This is a genomic window from bacterium (Candidatus Blackallbacteria) CG13_big_fil_rev_8_21_14_2_50_49_14 (assembly GCA_002783405.1).
Classification (GTDB): domain Bacteria; phylum Cyanobacteriota; class Sericytochromatia; order UBA7694; family UBA7694.
The window spans coordinates 54,099-73,968 of the sequence record PFGG01000013.1 but is presented as its reverse complement, the minus strand read 5'-3'; the positions used below and the strand labels follow the sequence as shown (position 1 = coordinate 73,968).

The following is a 19,870-nucleotide window of genomic DNA, read 5'->3' as shown; positions in this document are numbered from 1 at the left end:
CTTAGACATTTCCTTTGTTCTGAGGTTGAGAGAATTCAGCCATTTGCTGATAAAGCCGCCAGCGGTCTTCGACTTCTTTCTGTGCCATCTGCATCAGGCGTTTGGCCTGGTAAGGATGGGTCGAAGCCAGCATGCGGAAACGGTTTTGACGATCGTAGTAATTCTGAAGCGGCATGCGCGGCCCTTTGCTGTCGAGATGCAAGGGTGCTTCGCCTGTTTCCAGGCGTCCAGGGTGATAGCGGAAGAGATTCCAGGCCCCCGAATCGACAGCGGCCTTGTGCTCCTGCAGAGCCGTATTCATGGGAATGCCGTGGGCAATACAGTGGCTGTAGGCAATGATCAGCGAAGGGCCCGGCCAGGCTTCTGCTTCGAGAAAGGCCCGCAGGGTCTGATCGTCTTTGGCGCCCATGGCGACCTTGGCCACATAGACATGGCCATAGCTCATGGCGATCATGCCGAGGTCTTTTTTACCCAGGGGTTTGCCAGCGGCTGCAAATTTAGCCACCGCGCCCCGAGGCGTTGATTTTGACATCTGCCCGCCGGTATTGGAATAGACCTCGGTATCCAGCACCAGCACATTGACATTGGCACCACTGGCCAGCACATGATCCAGGCCCCCAAAGCCGATATCATAGGCCCAGCCATCGCCGCCCACAATCCACAGGCTCTTGCGCACCAAGGCATCGGCCAATTCACGCAGACGATCGGCTTCAGGGGTATTCACGTTTTGCAAAGCCGCTCTCAGTGCTTTGACCCGTTCCCGCTGTTCATAGATATCTGCCTCGTCCAATTGCGGAGCTTCCACCAGTTTTTCAACCAGATCCCATTCCAGCAAGGGTTCCAACTGCATCAAGAGTTCTTTGGCCATTTCGTTCTGCTTGTCGAGGGCCAGGCGCATGCCCAGGCCAAATTCAGCATTGTCTTCAAAGAGCGAATTGGACCAAGCGGGCCCACGCCCTTCAGCATTCACACTCCAGGGGGTCGTCGGCAGGTTGCCGCCATAGATCGAGGAACAGCCTGTGGCATTGGCCACCAGCATGCGATCGCCAAAGAGTTGGGTCAGCAGTTTGAGATAGGGTGTCTCGCCACAGCCCGAACAGGCCCCCGAGAATTCAAACAGGGGTTCCTGAATCTGTTGCTGGCGGATTGAGGTGTTTTTGATCCGGGTGCGATCCAGTTCAGGCAATTCCAGAAAATATTCCCAATAGGTTTTTTCCTGTTCCCGCAGGGGTTCCTGGGGCTGCATATTGATGGCCTTGAGCTTGGCCTGGGATTTGTTCCGGGCCGGGCAGACGTCCACACAGACCGCACAGCCTGTGCAGTCTTCTGGGGCGACCTGAATCGTATAGTTCAGACCGTCCCATTCCCGCTCTTTCGAGGGCACCGAGCGGAACCCTGCGGGAGCCCCGGCCAGCGCAGCGGGGGGATAGGCTTTGATGCGGATCACGCTGTGCGGACAGACCATTGCGCACTTGCCACACTGGATACAGACCTCGGGGTCCCATACCGGAATTTCAGCCGCCAGATTGCGTTTTTCCCACTGGGCGGTTCCCGAAGGATAGGTGCCGTCATTGGGCAGGGCACTGACGGGCAGGCGATCGCCCTGACCTGAAATCATGGCCCCCAGCACTTCTTTGACAAAATCCGGTGCTTGATCAGACACCACCGCCCGCCGTTCCCGCAAACTGCTGGCCTGGGCAGGCAGAGGCACTTCATGCAGATGGGCAAGCGTATTGTCGACAGCGTCTAAATTCCGTTTGACCACCTCAACGCCTTTTTTGGCATAGGTTTCCTGAATCGAATCCCGAATTGCCTCGAGGGCATTTTCACGCGGCAAAACCCCCGAGATGGCAAAGAAGCAGGTTTGCATCACGGTATTGATGCGCCCTTTCATGCCACTTTCCTGGGCTACCTGATTGGCATTGATCACAAAGAAACGGGCCTGGCGGGCAATCAGCCCCTCTTGAACCGGACGGGGCAAGGCGTCCCAGACCTGATCCGCCGCATGGGGCGAATTCAATAAAAAGACCCCGCCGGGGAGCAGATTTTCGAGCACATCGAAGCGTTCAAGAAATACCGGCTGGTGACAGGCCACAAAGCCTGCCTTCTGAATCAAATAGGGAGATTCAAAGCGCTCGGGGCCAAAGCGCAAATGCGAAATCGTAATCGCACCGGCTTTTTTCGAATCATAGACAAAATAGCCCTGGGCATAATATTCAGTTTGTTCGCCAATGATTTTAATACTGTTTTTATTGGCCCCCACGGTGCCATCGGAACCCAAACCATAGAAAATTCCGCGAAAGACGCTGTCTGATTCGGTACTCCAATCGGGGTCATAGGCCAGATGGGTATGCGAAAGATCGTCCTCAATTCCAATCGTAAAGCTATGTTTCAGTTTTTCAGATTTGAGATGGTCAAAAATCCCTTTGACCATGCCCGGAGTAAATTCTTTTGAAGAAAGACCATAGCGGCCCCCAATCAAACGGGGCATGGTTTCACGCCAGCCTTCAGAAAAGCCCTGCTGCAAAGCCGAGACCACATCCAGATAGAGGGGTTCGCCCACAGAGCCCGGTTCTTTGGTGCGATCCAGCACCGCCACCTGCTTGACGCTCTCGGGCAGCGCTGCCACCAGGGCATGGGCGGCAAAGGGACGGTAAAGTCTGACTTTGAGCACGCCCAGTTTTTCGCCTTGGGCATTGAGGGCATCGACCACGCTTTGTACGGTTTCAGCCCCAGAGCCCATGATCACAATCACCCGTTCGGCCTGGGGATCGCCATGGTATTCATAAATCCGGTACTGGCGGCCTGTCAGAGCGGCAAAGGCATCCATGCGCTCCTGCAAAACCTCAGAGCAATCCCGGTAGAGCGGATTGACCGTTTCACGGGCCTGAAAATAGATATCTGGGTTTTGCGCAGTGCCCCGAATAAAGGGGTGATCAGGTGAGAGGGCGCGTTCGCGAAAGGCACGAATCCAGGCCGGGTCGATCAGGGCTTTCATGACCTCATCGGGGATCAACTGAAACTTCGAAATTTCATGGGAGGTGCGAAAGCCATCAAAGAAGTGAAGAAAGGGAATTCGGCAGCTCAAACTGGTGACTTGGGATAAAAGCGCGAAGTCATGGGCTTCCTGTACGCTATTGGCGGCCAACATGGCAAATCCTGTGGCACGGCAGGCCATCACATCGCTGTGATCGCCAAAAATCGAAAGCCCCTGCGCGGCCAAAGAACGGGCAGCCACATGCAAAACCAGGGGGGTCAACTCCCCTGCAATTTTATACATATTGGGCATCATCAGCAGCAGGCCCTGTGAAGCCGTAAAGGAAGTTGAAAGGGCACCCGCCTGCAAAGCCCCGTGCAAGGCTCCGGCAGCCCCCCCTTCACTTTGCATTTCGACCACACGGGGAATGGTTCCCCACAGATTGGGTTCCTCAACCGAAGCCCAAGTGTCTGACCATTCTCCCATGGGAGAAGAAGGCGTAATCGGATAAATGGCAATCACTTCATTGAGGCGGTAGGCCACATGCGCGACCGCTTCGTTGCCATCCATCGTCTTCCAGTTCAACTGCATAATATACTCCTTGAAATCCGCGTGCTGATAGCTTTTCAGCCAAAAATTGCAGCGCAAGCAGCCCCTTGGATACAGGGTGCGCCTTTTTTAGCATAGGACGAATATTGCTGGAATTCCTTCTTGCAGATCAAAGCGGGGATTGATCAAAATCAAGTTTCAAGCCCTGGACAAAGCAAGGTGAAACATGGTCAATTCTCGAAATTCTGGCTAGACTGAAGCAGTCACATAAAAAGAAATCTGAAAAAATGACAGAAAACGCAGTTGCAATTATTGGCATGGCCTGCCGCTTTCCGGGAGGAGAATCCCTTCAGGACTATTGGCAAAGCCTGTGCTCAGCCCAAAACCAGGTACGCCCGATTCCCCCAGAGCGCATGCAAGTGGAACCAGAAACCCCTGCCCTGGCAGGCTTATTGGAGAGCCCCCTGGCGTTTGATGCGGGTTTTTTCCAAATTACCGAGGGCGAAGCCCGTGCCATGGACCCCCAACAGAGATTGATGCTGGAACTCAGCCACGAAGCGCTGCGAGACGCGGGCCTCAGTCGCAAACAGCTCGAAGGCTCAGCAACCGGCGTTTTTATGGGGGTCTCCAGCCAGGACTACGCCCATACCCAATTGCTCAGCCCAGCTCAGGCCAATATGTATACCATCACGGGCTCAGCAGCCAGTGTGATTGCCAACCGGCTTTCCTATACCTACGATTGGCAGGGCCCCAGTCTGGTGGTCGATACCGCCTGTTCATCATCGCTGACGGCTGTCCATCTGGCCCTGGAAAGCCTTTATTCTGGGGCTTCAGAATTGGCACTCGCAGGGGGCGTCAATTTGCTTTTTTCTGAACTGATTCACCAGGGCTTTGCCGAAGCCCTGGCCCTCTCACCGGAAGGGCGCTGTGCGGCCTTCGACGCCCAGGCCAATGGCATTGCGCGGGGAGAAGGAGCGGGTCTGGTGATCTTAAAACCCCTGGCAGCGGCGCAAGCAGCGGGAGATCGGATCTATGCTGTGATTCGGGGTTCAGCCCTCTCGCAGGATGGTCTGACCAACGGCTTAAGTGCTCCCAGCCCGGCAGGCCAACGTCGAACACTTGAAACGGCAATCCGGGCAGCAGCCTTGGATCCAGCCCAGATTCAGTATATTGAAACCCATGGCACCGGCACCCCCCTCGGCGATCCAATTGAAGCCAAGGCCCTGGGCCAGGTCTATGCCCAGAAACGCGCAAAGGCAGGGCTGCCGCCGCTTAAAATAGGCTCTGTCAAAACCCAGATAGGCCACCTGGAAGCCGCAGCAGGCATTGCCAGCCTGATCAAGGTCTGCCTGATGCTCTATCACCGCCAATGGGTGCCCAGCCTGCATTTTCACACCCCCAACCCCAAAATTCCCTTTCAAGACTGGCATTTAAGCGTTCAAACCGAGCCTGAAGTTTTGCCAACAGCTGGTGAGCCGATCTATGCTGCGGTTTCAGCCTTTGGCTTTGGCGGCACCAATGCCCACCTGATCCTCGAAGCAAGGGATCAATGCCCACACCCAGAAGCGGATCAAGCGGGTCTGCTCTGGCTGCATGCCCACTCCCCCAGCAGTCTGCGGGCCCAAGCCCAGCGCCTGGCAAAACATCTCGAAGCAGAAACAGCTCCCCAGTTGCGCAATCTCTGCCTGAGTTCAGCGCGCCTGCTCAGCAGTGAGAAATGGCATGCCCCACTGGCCTTTGAGCAGCGTGAGGATCTGATTTCAGAGCTCAAAAAACTTGCAGAGAACGGAGAAGTCTACAAAACCCTGCCACCTGCCCAACGCCAATTGGTGCTGCTCTTTTCAGGCATGGGCTCCCAGGAAGAGGGCATGGGGCGGCAATTGCTGGCTGAATCTGTCTTTCTAGAGCGCTTCAAGGCCATTGATACCTGCCTGCAGCCCTGGGCGGGCTTTTCAGTGCTTGAGGCCCTGCAGCACGGGCACGATGGCAGCCCGCAACAGATTCAACCCCTGCTGTTTGCGATTCAATTGTCTCTGGTCAGTCTTTTGGAATCCTGGGGCCTGCGTCCCAGCGCTTTGATTGGCACCAGCATGGGAGAGATCACCGCGGCCTGTGCTGGCGGCTGGATCAGTTTAGAAGATGCCTGCCGTTTAGTCGCTCTGCGGATTCAGCTGATCTGCCGCACCCTCGGGCAGGGGGGCATGGCCGTGGTGGGTCTCAGCGAAGTGGAGCTTCAGCCCTGGCTGAAAGACCGCAAGGTTTGGCTGGCAGGCTTGAACGGGCCCGAACTCTGTGTGGTTTCAGGTGAAAGTCAGGCCCTCGCCCAGTTGATTTCAGATCTGCAGGCTGCCGGGCAGTTTGCACGAAACGTTCTCGGAGCCGAGGCCCCCTCACACAGCCCCCTGATGGAACCGCTTGAAGCAGATTTTTATGCAGCATTGCAAGATCTCACCCCCTTAAAAGGGCAGATTCCAGTCTATTCCACGGTAGAGCCCCACCCCGAACCCCACCTGAACTTTGAGCTGCCCTATTGGTGGCAAAATCTGCGCCAACCCGTCAGTTTGCTGCCCGTGATTCAAAGCCTGCTTGAAAAAGGCCCCTGCGTGCTGCTGGAAATCAGCCCCCACCCGGTTTTAATCGGGTCTTTGCTGGCCCTGAACGAAACCACCCCCCACCCCTTATTCGGCCTGCCCAGTTTGCGTCGGGATCAAAAAAACAGTCAAAGTCTGCGCCAAAGTTTGGGCATTCTGGCCTGTCTGGGTTTTTCGCTGAAGGGGCAAACCCCGATTGAGAACCTTCCCCTCAGTTTTCCAGCCTATGCCTGGGATCATCAAAACTATCTTTTGGCGGCCCCCGAAGGCCAACGCCCTTCACCGCTTTCGCTGCGGGCCCAGGCTTCAGGCCAGGCCCGCAGCGGGCCTCACAAAGCCCCTGCCCTCAAGGATCTGGCTGAAATTCCAGAAGCTGAACGCGCAGCCTTTCTCGTCAGGGCCCTTCAGGCCGAGTTGGCCCAGGCCCTGCGCCTGGAAGCCGCACAACTCGATCCCCATCTTCCCCTGCAACATTTGGGCATTGGCTCACTGGTGGGCATGGAACTTTACAGCCGTCTGAAAAAAACCTTCGCGATTCAATTGCCCCTTTCAGAATTTCTCAAAGGCCCCTCCATTCAGCAAATCGCCGATTTGATTCTGAAAAACCTGAAAACCCCAAGCCAGGAAACCCCGTTGGAAAGGCCTGAACAACTCCCGCTCTCGTTTACACAGCAGCGCTTTTGGCTCTTGGAACAGCTCTATCCCGGCCAGAAGACCCATTTTATTCCGATTGCCGTTTCCCTGCAGGGCCCTCTCGACCTCAAGATTTTAAAAGCTGCCTTTGAAGCGATTGTAAAGCGCCATGAAATCCTGCGCACCCTCTATCTTCAAGACAATCAAGGCACGCCGTATCAAAAGATCTTGCCTTCAGCTGTGCTCGACTGGCAGGTCTTTGAAGCCCCACCTTCAGAATCTGCCCTGCAAGAAGCAATCAAAACCTTTGCCCGCCAGCCCTTTGATTGGACCCAAGCCCCGCCGCTGCGGATCGGCGTCTTTCGCCTGTCGGAACACGAACACCGCTTGGTGCTGGGCTTGCACCATATCCTGGCCGATGGCCTCTCGTTCAGAATTTTATTTGCCGAATTGCGGGAATTTTATCTGGCAGCCTCTGAAAACCGCGTTCCCGAACTTGAGGCCCTGAAATGGCAGTACGCAGATTTTGCGCTCTGGCAGCGCAAAAACCCCGCCCCAGAAGCCGATCTGAACTATTGGAAAAACACCTTGCGGCAGGCCCCCGCGCAAATCAGGCTGCCCTGGGACGGCGCCCGTCAGGAAGTGCCCCAGGGAAAACAAGCTCCCTTTGAAATTTCTGCCCCGCTGCGCTTGGCACTTGAAAACCACGCCAAAGCGGCTGGGGTCAGTCTTTTTGCGGTCTTGCTCGCCAGCTTTGCACACTTGCTCTGGCGTTTAAGCGGCGAAACCGATCTGGTGATTGGCACCCCCATCGCCGGTCGGTTGGAGAGTGAAACCCAGCCCTTGATTGGCCCCTTTCTAAATATGTTGCCCCTGCGCCAGGAAATCGACCCCCAGGAAGGCTGGTTGAGCTGGCTGAACCGGGTTCAAACCCGGCTCTACGAGGCCCTGGATCACCAGGCCCTGCCCTTTGAGCAAATGGTGGAGAGCCTTCAACCCCCACGTTTGCCAGGGGTTCATCCGCTCTTTCAAACGGTGCTGGCCCTGCATGGCGAAATTGGCTTCGAAGCCCTGGGTGAGACACAACTTACAGGCCTGGAGCTGGATATTGGTGTCACCCGGTTTGATCTGGCCCTGACCCTGATACCCGAAGGGGATCTGCTCAAAGGCCTGGTGGAGTTTGATACCCAGCTTTTCTCTGAAGCCAGCATCGCGGCCTGGACAAAGGCCTGGCTGCACACCTTGGCCGCCCTGCCCGATCTGCCCCCAGAAACCCCCTTACAAGACCTCTGCAAGGCCGATCTCCCGTATACCGTGCAAGGCCCCCAGATCGCCTGGCCTGAAAACAGGCTTTTGCCTTTGCTTGCCAAAGCTTCAGACCAGATTGCCCTGCGCGATCTGCGCAAGCTCTCCCAGCCTGAAGACTGGAGCTATGCCCGACTCTGGCAGGAAGCCCAGCAGCTGGCGGGTGCCCTCTTAGAGCAAGGGCCAACAGAAGCCCCTGTCGCAATTTGGCTTGAAAATTCCCCCCAAGCCGTCGTTAGCTGGCTGGGCAGCCTGCTCGCAGCTCGCCCCTATCTGCCCCTGGATCCAGACAGCCCGCGCGATCGCATTCTCAGTCTTTTGGAAACTCTGGATCAGCCCTTGCTGCTGAGCACAGCCTCACGTCTGGCCGAACTGGGATATGCGGGCCCCTGTCTGGCATTTGAAGAAATCCCTCCCCAGGCAGGGATGCTACCCACAGCGCACACCAATTTGGCCTGTCTGATCCTGACCTCAGGTTCCAGCGGAACGCCCAAGGCTGTCCAAGTCACCCAAGCGGGCCTGAGCAATCTTGTGCAGTGGCATTTAAAGACCTTTCCCACCGCCCCTGGTGAACTGATACCCCAAATCGCCAATTTAAGTTTTGATGCCGCAGGCTGGGAAATCTGGACGACTTTGGCAGCTGGGGCAACGCTCGTATTTTTGCCAACCCCGCTGCGTTTAGATCCCACGGCCCTGCAAAAATTCATGCTTGAAAACGCAGTTCGGCAAGTCTTTCTGCCCACGCCCCTGGCCGAAGCCCTGATCCGGCTAAATTGGCCTGAAACCAGCTGTTTTTCTGTTCTGCGCACCGGGGGGGATCGCTTGGGGCCTTTGCCTGCCCAGCCCCTGCCCTTTGCCGTCTGGAACCAGTATGGCCCCACAGAATGCAGTGTTGTCGCCAGCGCGGGCTGTGTCTCAGCCCAGCCAGGGCAGAAACCAGATTTGGGCCAATTGCTGCCCAATTTCAAAGCCTGGGTGCTGGATGCCCAGGGAAACAGTCTGCCCGAAGGTTTTCCTGGCGAGCTGGCCCTGGCCGGAATCGGATTGGCAGCTGGCTATTGGCAGGCCCCTGAGCTGAGTGAAAGCAAATTTAAGTCTTTGCCCGAACCCCATTATTTAACTGGGGACCGGGTGCGTTTTCTGGCCGGACGCCTGCATTTTCTCGGCCGCACCGATCGCCAGTTCAAACGCCGGGGCGTGCGGATTGAAGCCGCTGAAATTGAAGCCCAATTGCTGCATTTTCCAGGCGTGGAGCAGGCCTGTGTGCTCTGGCAGCAGGAAGAGCTGATTGCCTGTATCCAAGGCCTGAAGCCTGAAGCTTTGAAAGACTGTGAAAACTGGTTAAAGCGCAAACTGCCCAGTGCCTTGCAACCCGATCGTTGGCTGGCACGCGATACGTTTCCGCTCAGCAGCCGGGGAAAATTGGATCTTCAGGCCCTCGCCGAGCAGATTCAACCCACCTTGGCAGTGAAAACCCAGGCCCTTCAGGGGCTGAGCGGAGAGACCCTGGAAATGGCAAAACTTTGGCAAAACTTCTTGCCCACAGCTCAACTGCAAGCGGAGACTTCCTTCTTTGAAGCCGGTGGGCATTCCCTTTTGGCTCTGCGCCTGATTCAAGCGGTGCGCGAGCAAATGGGCCGCGAAATCTCGCTGCAGCTGCTTTTTGAAGCCCCCAGCTTACAGGAATTTACCCAAGCGGTTTTACAGGCTCCGCAACTGAGCTTTGCATGGCCGCAAATTCAGCCTGACCCAGCCCATCACTCAGCACCCTACGCCATGACCCCTGTGCAGGAAGCCTATTGGCTGGGACGCCAGCAGAGCCTGACCCTGGGAGGCATCAGCACCCAGGCGCTCTGGGTACTCTCACTGCCTGAACTGGAGCCCGAACGCCTGGAAAAAGCCCTGAACCGGCTGATTCAGCGCCACCCCATGCTGCACACGGTGGTCACGGAGGAGGGGCGTCTGCAAACCCTGGCGGGTCTTCCCCATTTCACGCTTCAGCAGACCGATTTGCGCAATCTTTCTGAAGCAGAAAGAAAACAGCAGCTTGAAAACCTGCGTGAAGAAATGCTCGCCCTGCGCCTGGATCCCCAAAGCTGGCCGCTCTTCTCCCTTCGCCTGCTGCGCCTGCCCGAGGGTTGGCAACTCTATCTGCTGCTCGATGCCCTGATCGCCGATGCCAGCAGTTTTCTGAATCTGGGCAAGGAGCTTGAACGCTTTTACCGTACGCCAGAGCTTGAACTCCCAGCACTGGAACTGCAGTTTCGCGATTACCGCTTGGCGCTTGAAAACCTCAAAGGCAGCCCGCCCTGGCAAGCAGCCCATGACTATTGGAACAAGCGCCTTAAGACTTTGCCCGAAGCGCCCCAATGGCCCCTGCGCTTGGCCCCAGAAAAGATTCAGACCCCGCGTTTTCAAAGGCTGAGCTTTGAACTGAAGTGCCCTGCCTGGGAGCAATTAAAAGCAGGGGCGCAGGCTTACCAGCTGACTCCCAATGGCTTGGTTCTAAGTCTCTTTGCCGCCTGTATTGCAGCTTACAGTGCCACAGAAGGTTTTCTGCTCAATCTGACGACCTTCCAAAGGTTGCCCCTGCATGCCCAGGTTCAAGACCTGATGGGGGATTTTACCCACCTGACCCTGCTGGCGATTCCCCCCCGTTCCGAGAGCCTGGGGGCCTGGGCCCAAACCATTCAGACCCAACTCTGGCAGGATTTAGAACACGCCCTGCTCGATGGCGTAGAAGTGCTGCGAGCCGCCAGAGCCCAAGGGCGCCCCTTAAACGCACCCGTTGTTTTTACGGGCTTGCTGGGCCAAAAGACCCCGCCCCTGCCTTTGAATGCAGAATTAATTCTGGCACAGACGCAAACGCCCCAGGTCTGGTTGGATTGCCAGGCTTCTGAAAGCGAAACAGGTCTTTCGCTTCATTGGGATTATCTCAGTGAACTCTTTCCCGCAGGGCTGATTGAACAGGCGTTTGCAGCCTTTACAGGACTAGTTGCTCGTTTATCTGAAGCCCCTGAAATCTGGCAAAGGCCCGTCAATACGGCTTTGCTGGGCCCCACTTTGATATCAGCTGAACGCATGCGGGCCAATGCCACTGAACGGGAAATTTTGCCCCAAACGCTTCACCAGGCCTTTTTTGCAAAGGCCCAGTCTCAGCCTGAAGCCCTGGCGCTGATCAGCCCTGAGCGGCGGCTGAGCTATGCTGAATTGGCTGCGCGGGCGCTTGCCCTTGCCCAGGAACTGCGGCAATTCCCCCTTCAGCCAGGTCAGCCGATTGCCATCCTAATGCACAAGGGCTGGGAACAGGCTGTTGCCGCCCTGGCGATTTTGCTGGTTGGCGGGGCCTATCTGCCAATCGATGCCAGTTTGCCCCCCGAACGGATTCAGGCCCTCTTGAAACTGGGAGAGGTCCGCTGGGGCATTGCCCAGGCAGCACTGGAGCCCGCCTTTGCAGAGGTCACATGGCTGAAAGTCTCAGATCAAGCCCCTGAAGACTTCAACTGGGCGCAAAGCTTCGCCCAGGAATGGCCCCCAGGGGATCCTCACAGCATGGCCTACCTGCTGTTTACCTCGGGCTCAACTGGCGAACCCAAAGGGGTCATGCTCAGTCATGCTGCCGCCTGGAATACCCTGGTCGCGGTTTCAGACATGATCCAGCTAAAATCCGACGATCGGGTCTTTGGAATTTCAAGCCTGGGCTTTGACCTTTCGGTCTATGACCTGTTTGGCACCTGGGCGGCAGGAGCCTGTCTGGTGCTACCGGATTCAGACAGCCAACGTGAACCCGATCGCTGGTTGCCTTTGCTAGAGGAAGTCACGGTTTGGAATTCAGTCCCCGCCCTGATGGGGCTTTTGCTCGAATATATCAAACGGCTGCCCGAATTTCACTGGCCGGCCCTGCGCAAGGTCTTGCTCAGTGGCGATTGGATCCCCCTGGAGCTGCCCGAGCAGATCCGTGCCACCGCGCCCCAGGCCCAAATCTGGAGCTTGGGCGGCGCAACCGAAGCCGCGATTTGGTCGATAGCCTACCCGATTGAAACCCGTCTGCCCGAATGGAACAGCGTGCCCTATGGCTATCCGCTTGCCAATCAACGCTTTGAGGTCATGAATTCAGCATTTGAGCCCTGCCCCGATTGGGTCAGCGGCGAAATCTGGATTGCAGGCGAAGGGCTGGCCCTGGGCTATTGGCGGGATCCGCTTAAAACCCAAGAACGCTTCGTCACCGATGCCCAGGGCCAACGCTGGTACAGAACAGGAGATCTGGGGCGCTACCGGCCCCAGGGCTTGCTTGAATTTTTAGGCCGGCAGGATTTTCAGGTCAAAATTCAAGGGTATCGGATTGAGTTGGGGGAAATCGAGGCCTGTCTGCGTTTGCACCCCCGCGTCAAAGACGTGCTGGTGCATGCCCCAGGTGAACGCCATCAGCGCCGCCTGGTGGCCTGTCTGATTGCCGAGGCCACCCCAACTGAATTAAGTGCCTGGCTCGAAGCCCGCCTGCCAGCCTGGATGGTTCCCAAACACTGGCATTTTCTCGATGCTTTCCCCCTCAATGCCAGTGGCAAAGTCGATCGGAACCAATTGCCTGGCCTGAGCGCAAGCCCACCGCCCAACCCGCTCGCAGAGACTGAACTGACACGTCTTCAGGCGATTTTTGCAGAAACCCTGGAACTGCAAATCACCGATCCAGACGCCGACCTGCTCAGTCTGGGGGTGCACTCGATCGATATGATCCGCCTGGGCAACCGCCTACAGACAGTCTATGGCTTTGCCCCAGGGGTGGGCGAAATGTTTCAATTGCGCAGTTTGCGCCTTTTGGCTGAATATTACCACAAGGCAGCCCCGGCAAAGCCCCTTCGCCCTCAAGCTTCAAGCTCCGCTCTACTGACCGGGAACACCATCCCGCTCGAAAAAACTGAAAGCGCCGCTGAGCCTTGGTTGACCTGGAAAAGCCAACGCAGCTTCAGCGCTGAGAACGTAAACCTTAAACAGCTCAGTCTTCTGCTTTCAGTTTTAGAAGCCCGCCCCCAGGCCGAGAGTCTGAAATATCTTTACCCCTCAGCAGGGGCCGTTTACCCCCTGAGACTTTATCTCCATCTGCATGAGAGGTGCCTGCCAGACCTCGAAGCTGGGCTTTACCGCTTTGAAAACGAAAGTCTCAGCCTGCACAAACTGTCTGGCCCAGTTCCCGATCTCGCTCAGCTACATTTGCCCATGAGCCTGGAAATGGCAAAAGCCGCCAAGTTCAGCCTGTATCTGGTGGCCGATTTGGCAAAAATCGAAAGCCATTATGGCCAAGATGCACGGGATTATTGTCTGATTGAAACAGGCTGTATCGCACAGTTGCTCAGAGAAACGGCTCCCCTGGCGCAACTCGGGCTCTGTGGCATTGGCAGGGTCGATGCGGAATTGCTCAAAACCTGTTTTGGCTGGAACACAGGCCAAGAATTGATGCATACCCTGATCGGTGGAATTCCTGCGGCGGAAACCCCGCCTGCCCCCTCAGAGCAGGAAGAATGGGAAGAGTGGAGTTTTTAGCGCCAAGCGCTCAATCAAACAGTTCTTTCTCAAGCGTTTTTTCTTCAGAACCGTTTTCATCCATTTTCTTGAGCTGGTAGCGGTCCCGCACAGCGACGGTGACGTTGCCAGCTGCAGCCCCTGCGACAAACCCCGTGATCGCATTGAGGATGATTTTGCCCTTGCTGGGTGCAAAGGCCAAACTTTGAACCACGCCTGAGGCAGCACCGGTAATTCCGCCAATCACAGTGCCAGAAGCCCGATCAGGCGCAAACGAAGCCGCGACCGCTCCACTGGCCCCCGCAAAAAGGCCTTGAATGCCCCCCAGTTTGGCCTTGTTGATACCGGGCAGCGGATCCTCAAGAAAATGAGAAACTGCCAAAGCCGTGCCACTGCCCGCCACGCCACCAATGGCAGCGCCCAGAAAGGTGTTTTTTAACCAGGGGTGAAGGCTCTCTTCTTGGACAGGGGCTTTCGTTTCAGGTTTGGACTGATTTGCAGGCGCAGTTTTACGACCTGAAAATTCATAGGCAAAATTTGAATCCACAACCTGAATACTGGGCATCACCGACTCCTGTGATGAAGATTGGGTCTTGTGACCGCTGATCTCTTATCGACGGGTCAACGTCATTTCTGACCCGTGATAAACAGAACTTAAAGTTTAGACATCATTCAGAAGGTCGTCGAGGTCCTCGGTTTCTTTCAGCTGGTTGATATCCAGCATAAAAGTACCCGTTTCATCCAACATATCTTCACCAGAAGACTGTTTTTCTTCAGTTTTGGGTTGTTCTTTGGCTTCTTCTTTTTTAGGGGCAACTTTTTTAAACAATTTATCCAGCATGGCTCTCTCCTGCCTGTGATTAACTCTATGCTCTGGAAACCCAAGAGGCATCGGTACTATTGTAGCAAATTCTTAAGGCCGGTCGGAAACCTTATTCGCAGAGCTGAGAGAATCCTTTGAAGGCGTGGTTTTTTTGATCATGCGCGCAAACCACATAAACAATCCCACATGGGTTCCCACCACCACAATAGAAACCAGCAGCAGGGTCAGAAACATTTCCATGACCAGACCTCACTAAAATTTTCTCGCTCAAAGCACCCGATTCAGGTTTTGAATGCCGATTCAAATGGCTGAGTTTTGCTAGACTGAAGTGTAGCACCCCCAGGAGTCCAAAATGAAAACTGCAATGGCAAAAAATTTACCCGACCTGATTGGCGAAACCCCCTTATTGCGGGTTCCCTCCCTGAGCAGCCTGACAGGCTGTGAAATTCTGATCAAATGTGAGTATTTTAACCCAGGGGGCTCGATCAAAGACCGTGCCGCCTGGAATATGGTTCAGGAAGCCCTGGAGAGTGGGGCCCTGAAGCCCGGCATGACAATTATTGAAGGCACGGCAGGCAATACCGGCATTGGCCTTGCGATTGCCGCAAAAGCTGTGGGTTGCCAAATGCGTGTGGTCATGCCCAAAGGCCAAACCCCAGAAAAAGAGCGCATGATCGCCTTGCATGGGGCCGAACTGCATTTGGTCGATGCCGTTCCCTTTGCCAATCAGAATCACTTTTACCATACTGCCCGCCGCATCGCGGAAGCCGATCCCAACCAGTATTGGTGGGCCAACCAATTTGAAAACCTTGGCAATTTCAGAGCCCATTACCAGGGAACGGGGCCAGAAATCTGGTCTCAAACCGAAGGCCGAATCGATGCTCTGGTTTCAGCAGCGGGTACGGGCGGTACCATCGGAGGCACCTCTGCCTATTTAAAGGAACAGGATGCCAATATACAGGTCATCCTCGCCGATCCCGAAGGTTCTGGGCTCTGTCAGTATGTCAAAACCGGCGAGTTCAAATCCAGTGGCAGCTCGCTGACCGAGGGCATCGGCATTATGCGACTGGTTGCCAATTTCGCAAAAGCGCGTGTCGATCAGGCTCTCACGATTACCGATCAGGAATTGGTAAGTGTCGCACACTATGTCCGTCTGCAGGATGCCTTGGTTTTGGGCAGCTCTTCGGCCCTCAATCTGGCGGCAGCTTTACAAACCGCCCTGCGCATGGGGCCGGGCCACCGCATTGTCACCTTTGCCTGTGATTTGGGTGAGCGCTCGTTCTCAAAATTGTACCAAGCTGAATTTCTGGCGAGTAAAAATCTCAATGCCGCGCCAGAAGGCTTTAAAAGTTTAATGCAGAATTATCAGGCCCGTTGGGCAATATAAAAGTCTCGCGCTCTCGGCCGAGTGAAAGGTATAATAGCTACGGGTAATTTCATGACAAATTATTTATTGCAGGATCTTCTCGCCCTTTTACTGGCCGAACAACAACTCGAAGCCCAGATCAGCAATCTTGAGAACCATCAGGAAAGTCTTGTGCTGCGCCTGGATCCTGATTCGCATGAACCGCTCGAATTGCAGATCTTTTCGACCCATCCCCCCGTGGGAGTGCTTCAGGATTCAAGCCCGCCCAGCGCCGGTATTCTGTATTTTTTTTGCGAGTTTCCCCACCATTTTGAAGCAGAACAGGCCAGCGAAAGCACACGCTTGATTTCGTATTTAAACGAGTTGCTGCCTCTGGGTTCACTTGAAATTACAGCAGAAGGAAAACTCTATTACCGCTATGGCCTGCTGACAGAGGTCTCCTGGCCCGATATTCGTTCAGCGCTTGAAATTAGCGTCTGTCTCGCTCAGATCCTGCCTGAAATCAGGGCCTATCTGAGCAAAATCCTTTCAGCTGAACCCCCGGTGAAACCTGAATTTTACCAAGAACTGCGCAAACAATTCAGAATGCTTTTGAACCAGAAAGCCACGCGCAGAACCCTGCCTGAAATGGTCGTCCCGCCCCATGAATGGTCGTCCAATTCCCGTTACGGTTTGGCCTATTTTTTAATTGGTTTTTTATCGGTGGTCTGCAGTACTTTGGCCACCCCCTGGGTCGGCAGCAATACCGGCCTGTATCTGGGGCTCTTGATCCTGACCCCAGGATTTTTTGCAGTCTACCACCAACACCAAAAACAACGCAAAAACGAGCGCCTGCTGAAACGCCGGGCCAAATTCAATTTCTATTTTCAGATGCTGGAATCTGAGCATTTGCGCGCCCAAAGCCATGCCCAGGAATTGAATCAGCAACGCGACAGCGTCGATTATTCAAGCATGAATATGCGCCAAACTTCCCCGGATACCCCCAATCAACTCCTGCGCCTGCACCAGGGGCTGAATCATCTCGTTCAGTTTCAGGAACGCTTGATTCAATACCAGACCGAAGTCAAAAAACGGCTTGAAGAATTGGAGTTATCGCAAGAACACCTAAAATTGGAATACCAATTGTTTCTCTCAGAACAGGCCAATGCCCAGGCCGAACTGCCCCCCGATCTGCCAGAACTCAAACCCGAGCTTCAGCAGGATTTGATTTGGCCACAATTGAAAAAATTAACCACGATTCTGAATTTTCTTGAATTCCAATCCCTGGCCCAAGAGCCACTCGCCACCGAGCCCGGTTTTTTACAGGTGCAATTGCCCCACAACAAAACCCGCCTCTTGATTCAGGCCCACAAAGACTGGCAAACCCCAACCCCTGAGCCCCTCCACACCTGGATGTTGACCTTCAGTGCGCCGCTTGAATTAAAGATCCCGCTTGAAGAAATGCAAAGAGTACGGGAACTGCTTGTGCATTTCAACCGCTTTATGCCGATTGGCAGCGTGCGTCTGGATTCTGAGAATCAGAAGGTCATTCTCTGCCATCATTTTATTCGCCTGCAGGGCGATATCAGCAATTTTCTCCTGATCGAAATTCTCGAAATTCTCAATTTTTTCAGTTTAAAACTTGAAGAAAAACTCAAGCATTTCCTCAACAGCCAGAAATCCTTGCCCGAAATGCTTCAGGAACTTGAAACAGAATTTATCTCGCTGATCCATTAGCACGGCGTTCTGATTCGTCTCCCCCCCTGAAATCTATGTTAGAATCCGATAGAATTTCAGCCCCAACTAGAAGGACGCATAGCATGTTACAAGCCACACTCGCCGCTCAGCTCAGAGAGGCCCTCGAAAAAGCGATCAGCTCAGCGCAGGTCAGCCTTGAAAATCTGCCTCAGGAAATCAAGGTTGAAACGCCTCGCGACCCCAGCCATGGCGATTATGCTTCCAATCTCGCCATGGTGCTGACCAAACAAGCCGGCCTGCCGCCCCGCAAATTGGCAGAAACCCTGGTCGAACATCTGCAAAGCCCGCTCTTTCAAGAAATCTCGATTGCAGGGCCGGGCTTTATTAATTTTCGACTGGCAGCTCCCTGGTTACAGGAACAGCTCAAAGCCCTGATTGCCGCCGACCGGGAATTTGGCCGCCAAGCCCCCCAGGATCAGCACCGCTATCTGGTGGAATATGTCTCTGCCAACCCCACCGGCCCCCTGCATTTTGGCCATGGCCGCTGGGCCGTTTTAGGGGATTGCCTGGCCCGGCTGATGCGCCTGGCGGGCTACCAGACCGAAACCGAATTTTATATCAACGATACGGGCGCACAGGTTCAGAATTTGGGCAAATCTGTTCAGGCCTGTTATTTTCAGGCCCTGGCCCAGGCCGGTGAAGCGCTTTCAGCCGAAGCCCAAGCCCTGATCGAGAGCTACCAGGCTGAAAAAACAGCCGGTGAAAAGGTCAAGGTGCGTTTTTACCATGGGCAGTATATTGAAGTGCTGGGGCAACGCCTGTTTGAAAACCAAAAAAATCAACAGATCGAAGCTGCACCTGAATATTTCAGTGAATATGCCAAAGCCGCGATTTTGTCAGAACAACAGGAACAGCTCAAACACTTTGGTGTGGTCTTTGATGAATGGTTCCCTGAAAGCCGCCTGCACCATCAGGAAGCAGTCAAAGAAGCCCTCCAACACCTGCAGGAATCTGGCAAAACCTATCAGGAAGAAGGTGCGCTTTGGTTTCGCACCAGCGATTATGGCGACGATCAGGATCGGGTCTTGATCAAGCAGGATGGCAGCACCACCTATTTCGCCAATGATATCGCCTACCACTGGGACAAGCTGCGCCGGGGCTATGATCGGCTGATCAATATCTGGGGAGCCGATCACCACGGCTATATCGCCCGCATGAAAGCCGCTGTACAGGCCCTGGGTTACCCTGCTGACGCACTCGAAGTGCTGTTGGGGCAAATGGTCAACCTCTACCGCAACGGCGAGAAAGTGCGCATGTCCAAACGGACAGGCGAAATGATCACCTTTGGTGAGGTGCTCGAAGAAGTCGGTACCGATGCCACGCGCTTTTTGCTGATGCAGCGCAGTGCCGATGTGACTCTGGATTTTGACCTGGAACTGGCGAAAGCTCAAAACTCTGAAAACCCGGTCTTTTATGTGCAATATGCCCACGCCCGGATTTGCAGTATTTTCAGAAACGCAGCCGACGTCACCCGCTATGATGCTTCAGCTTGGTCAGATGCCGATTTAAGCGTGCTCGAAGCCCCCGAAGAGCGCAGCCTGCTGCTCAAACTGCTCTCCTATCCCGATGAGCTGAGCTTTGCAGCCAAACAACGGGAACCCCACCGCCTGGCCACCTATGGGCAGGAATTGGCAGCGCAGTTTCACTCGTTTTACAAGCAATGCCGGGTGCTGTTTGAAAAAGATGAGAAACAAGAAGTGACAGAAGCCGAAATCGCCCTCAGTCTGGCCCGTTTGAATCTGGTCAAGGGCACCCAAATTGTTTTGCGCAATCTCTTGGTCGATGTCTTCGGCATTTCAGCCCCTGAGGTTATGTAGTGAGAGACGATCGGGCTTTTCTCAACCGCGCTGTGGAGCTGGCCCAGGAAGCAGAAGCCGCAGGCAATATGCCGATTGGCTCTTTGATCGTGCTGGACGGTGAAATCATCGCCGAAGGGCGCAATGCTTTGCTGGTGCCGGTTTATAATCCCGGCGGCCATGGAGAAATCGAAGCGATCAAGCGCGTTCCAGCTGCCCTTTGGCCCCGAGCAGCTGAAATGACCTGCTACAGCAGCCTCGAACCCTGCCTGATGTGCTTTGGCAGCTTGCTCTTGCACGGCGTGGGCCGAATTGTCTTTGGAGCCCTGGATCTTGAAGGGGGAGCAGGCTGCATTCAGAACCACCTGCCCCCCTATTATCCGAAGGTAGCCCCTGCCCCGCTTTGGGAAGGGCCGCTTTTGCCCGAACGCTGTGACCCCTTGTATCACCGCGCACGGGCGCGGTTTATCAGCCTGCCCTGTGGGGGCAACCACCCCAGCACAGAAGATGCCACCCAGGATTCACTTCAATCTCATTGAAAGCCCGATGCCAGTATGGTATCTTGAAAAAGTATTC

Annotated in this window: 8 protein-coding genes; 5 read left to right on the top strand and 3 right to left on the bottom strand. The window is 55.0% G+C overall.

The annotated features are described in order from the left end of the window. Position 1 precedes the first annotated feature (1 nt). On the bottom strand, positions 2 to 3,568 hold the full coding sequence (gene nifJ / locus COW20_03405) for a pyruvate:ferredoxin (flavodoxin) oxidoreductase (GenBank protein PIW50249.1): 3,567 nt from the start codon (positions 3,566 to 3,568) through the stop codon (positions 2 to 4). A 245-nt stretch (positions 3,569 to 3,813) separates the two neighbouring features. Between nifJ and COW20_03400 the strand changes: the two genes are divergently transcribed. Then, positions 3,814 to 13,593 (top strand): hypothetical protein, encoded by a 9,780-nt coding sequence (locus COW20_03400; protein PIW50248.1) that lies wholly within the window; start codon positions 3,814 to 3,816, stop codon positions 13,591 to 13,593. 10 nt (positions 13,594 to 13,603) lie between these two features. On the opposite strand, the gene COW20_03395 is transcribed toward COW20_03400, so the two are convergent. Together COW20_03395 and COW20_03390 are read right to left on the bottom strand one after the other, a co-directional pair. Then, complete coding sequence (locus tag COW20_03395; protein ID PIW50247.1) at positions 13,604 to 14,137, bottom strand: hypothetical protein; 534 nt, start codon at positions 14,135 to 14,137, stop codon at positions 13,604 to 13,606. A 96-nt stretch (positions 14,138 to 14,233) separates the two neighbouring features. Further along, positions 14,234 to 14,413, bottom strand: coding sequence for a hypothetical protein (locus COW20_03390; protein ID PIW50246.1), 180 nt, complete (start codon positions 14,411 to 14,413; stop codon positions 14,234 to 14,236). Positions 14,414 to 14,747: 334 nt separating this feature from the next. Here COW20_03390 and COW20_03385 point away from each other — a divergent pair, with 334 nt between their 5' ends. From COW20_03385 to COW20_03370, 4 genes are read left to right on the top strand one after another with little or no spacing between them, the layout of a single operon-like run. After that, positions 14,748 to 15,782 carry a cysteine synthase A gene (locus COW20_03385; protein PIW50245.1) on the top strand — a complete coding sequence of 345 codons (1,035 nt, stop codon included), beginning with the start codon at positions 14,748 to 14,750 and terminating at the stop codon, positions 15,780 to 15,782. A gap of 51 nt (positions 15,783 to 15,833) precedes the next feature. After that, complete coding sequence (locus tag COW20_03380) at positions 15,834 to 17,477, top strand: hypothetical protein (protein ID PIW50244.1); 1,644 nt, start codon at positions 15,834 to 15,836, stop codon at positions 17,475 to 17,477. Positions 17,478 to 17,512: 35 nt separating this feature from the next. Continuing rightward, positions 17,513 to 19,315, top strand: coding sequence for an arginine--tRNA ligase (locus COW20_03375; GenBank protein PIW50243.1), 1,803 nt, complete (start codon positions 17,513 to 17,515; stop codon positions 19,313 to 19,315). Continuing rightward, positions 19,315 to 19,833, top strand: coding sequence for a tRNA adenosine(34) deaminase TadA (locus COW20_03370; protein ID PIW50242.1), 519 nt, complete (start codon positions 19,315 to 19,317; stop codon positions 19,831 to 19,833). Before COW20_03375 ends, COW20_03370 begins: the two co-directional genes overlap by 1 nt. Positions 19,834 to 19,870 lie beyond the last annotated feature (37 nt).

Coding starts and splice junctions, on each gene's coding strand:
- nifJ (PIW50249.1), bottom strand. CDS start 3,568: ATGCAGTTGAACTGGAAGACGATGGATGGCAACGAAGCGGTCGCGCAT.
- COW20_03400 (PIW50248.1), top strand. CDS start 3,814: ATGACAGAAAACGCAGTTGCAATTATTGGCATGGCCTGCCGCTTTCCG.
- COW20_03395 (PIW50247.1), bottom strand. CDS start 14,137: ATGCCCAGTATTCAGGTTGTGGATTCAAATTTTGCCTATGAATTTTCA.
- COW20_03390 (PIW50246.1), bottom strand. CDS start 14,413: ATGCTGGATAAATTGTTTAAAAAAGTTGCCCCTAAAAAAGAAGAAGCC.
- COW20_03385 (PIW50245.1), top strand. CDS start 14,748: ATGAAAACTGCAATGGCAAAAAATTTACCCGACCTGATTGGCGAAACC.
- COW20_03380 (PIW50244.1), top strand. CDS start 15,834: ATGACAAATTATTTATTGCAGGATCTTCTCGCCCTTTTACTGGCCGAA.
- COW20_03375 (PIW50243.1), top strand. CDS start 17,513: ATGTTAGAATCCGATAGAATTTCAGCCCCAACTAGAAGGACGCATAGC.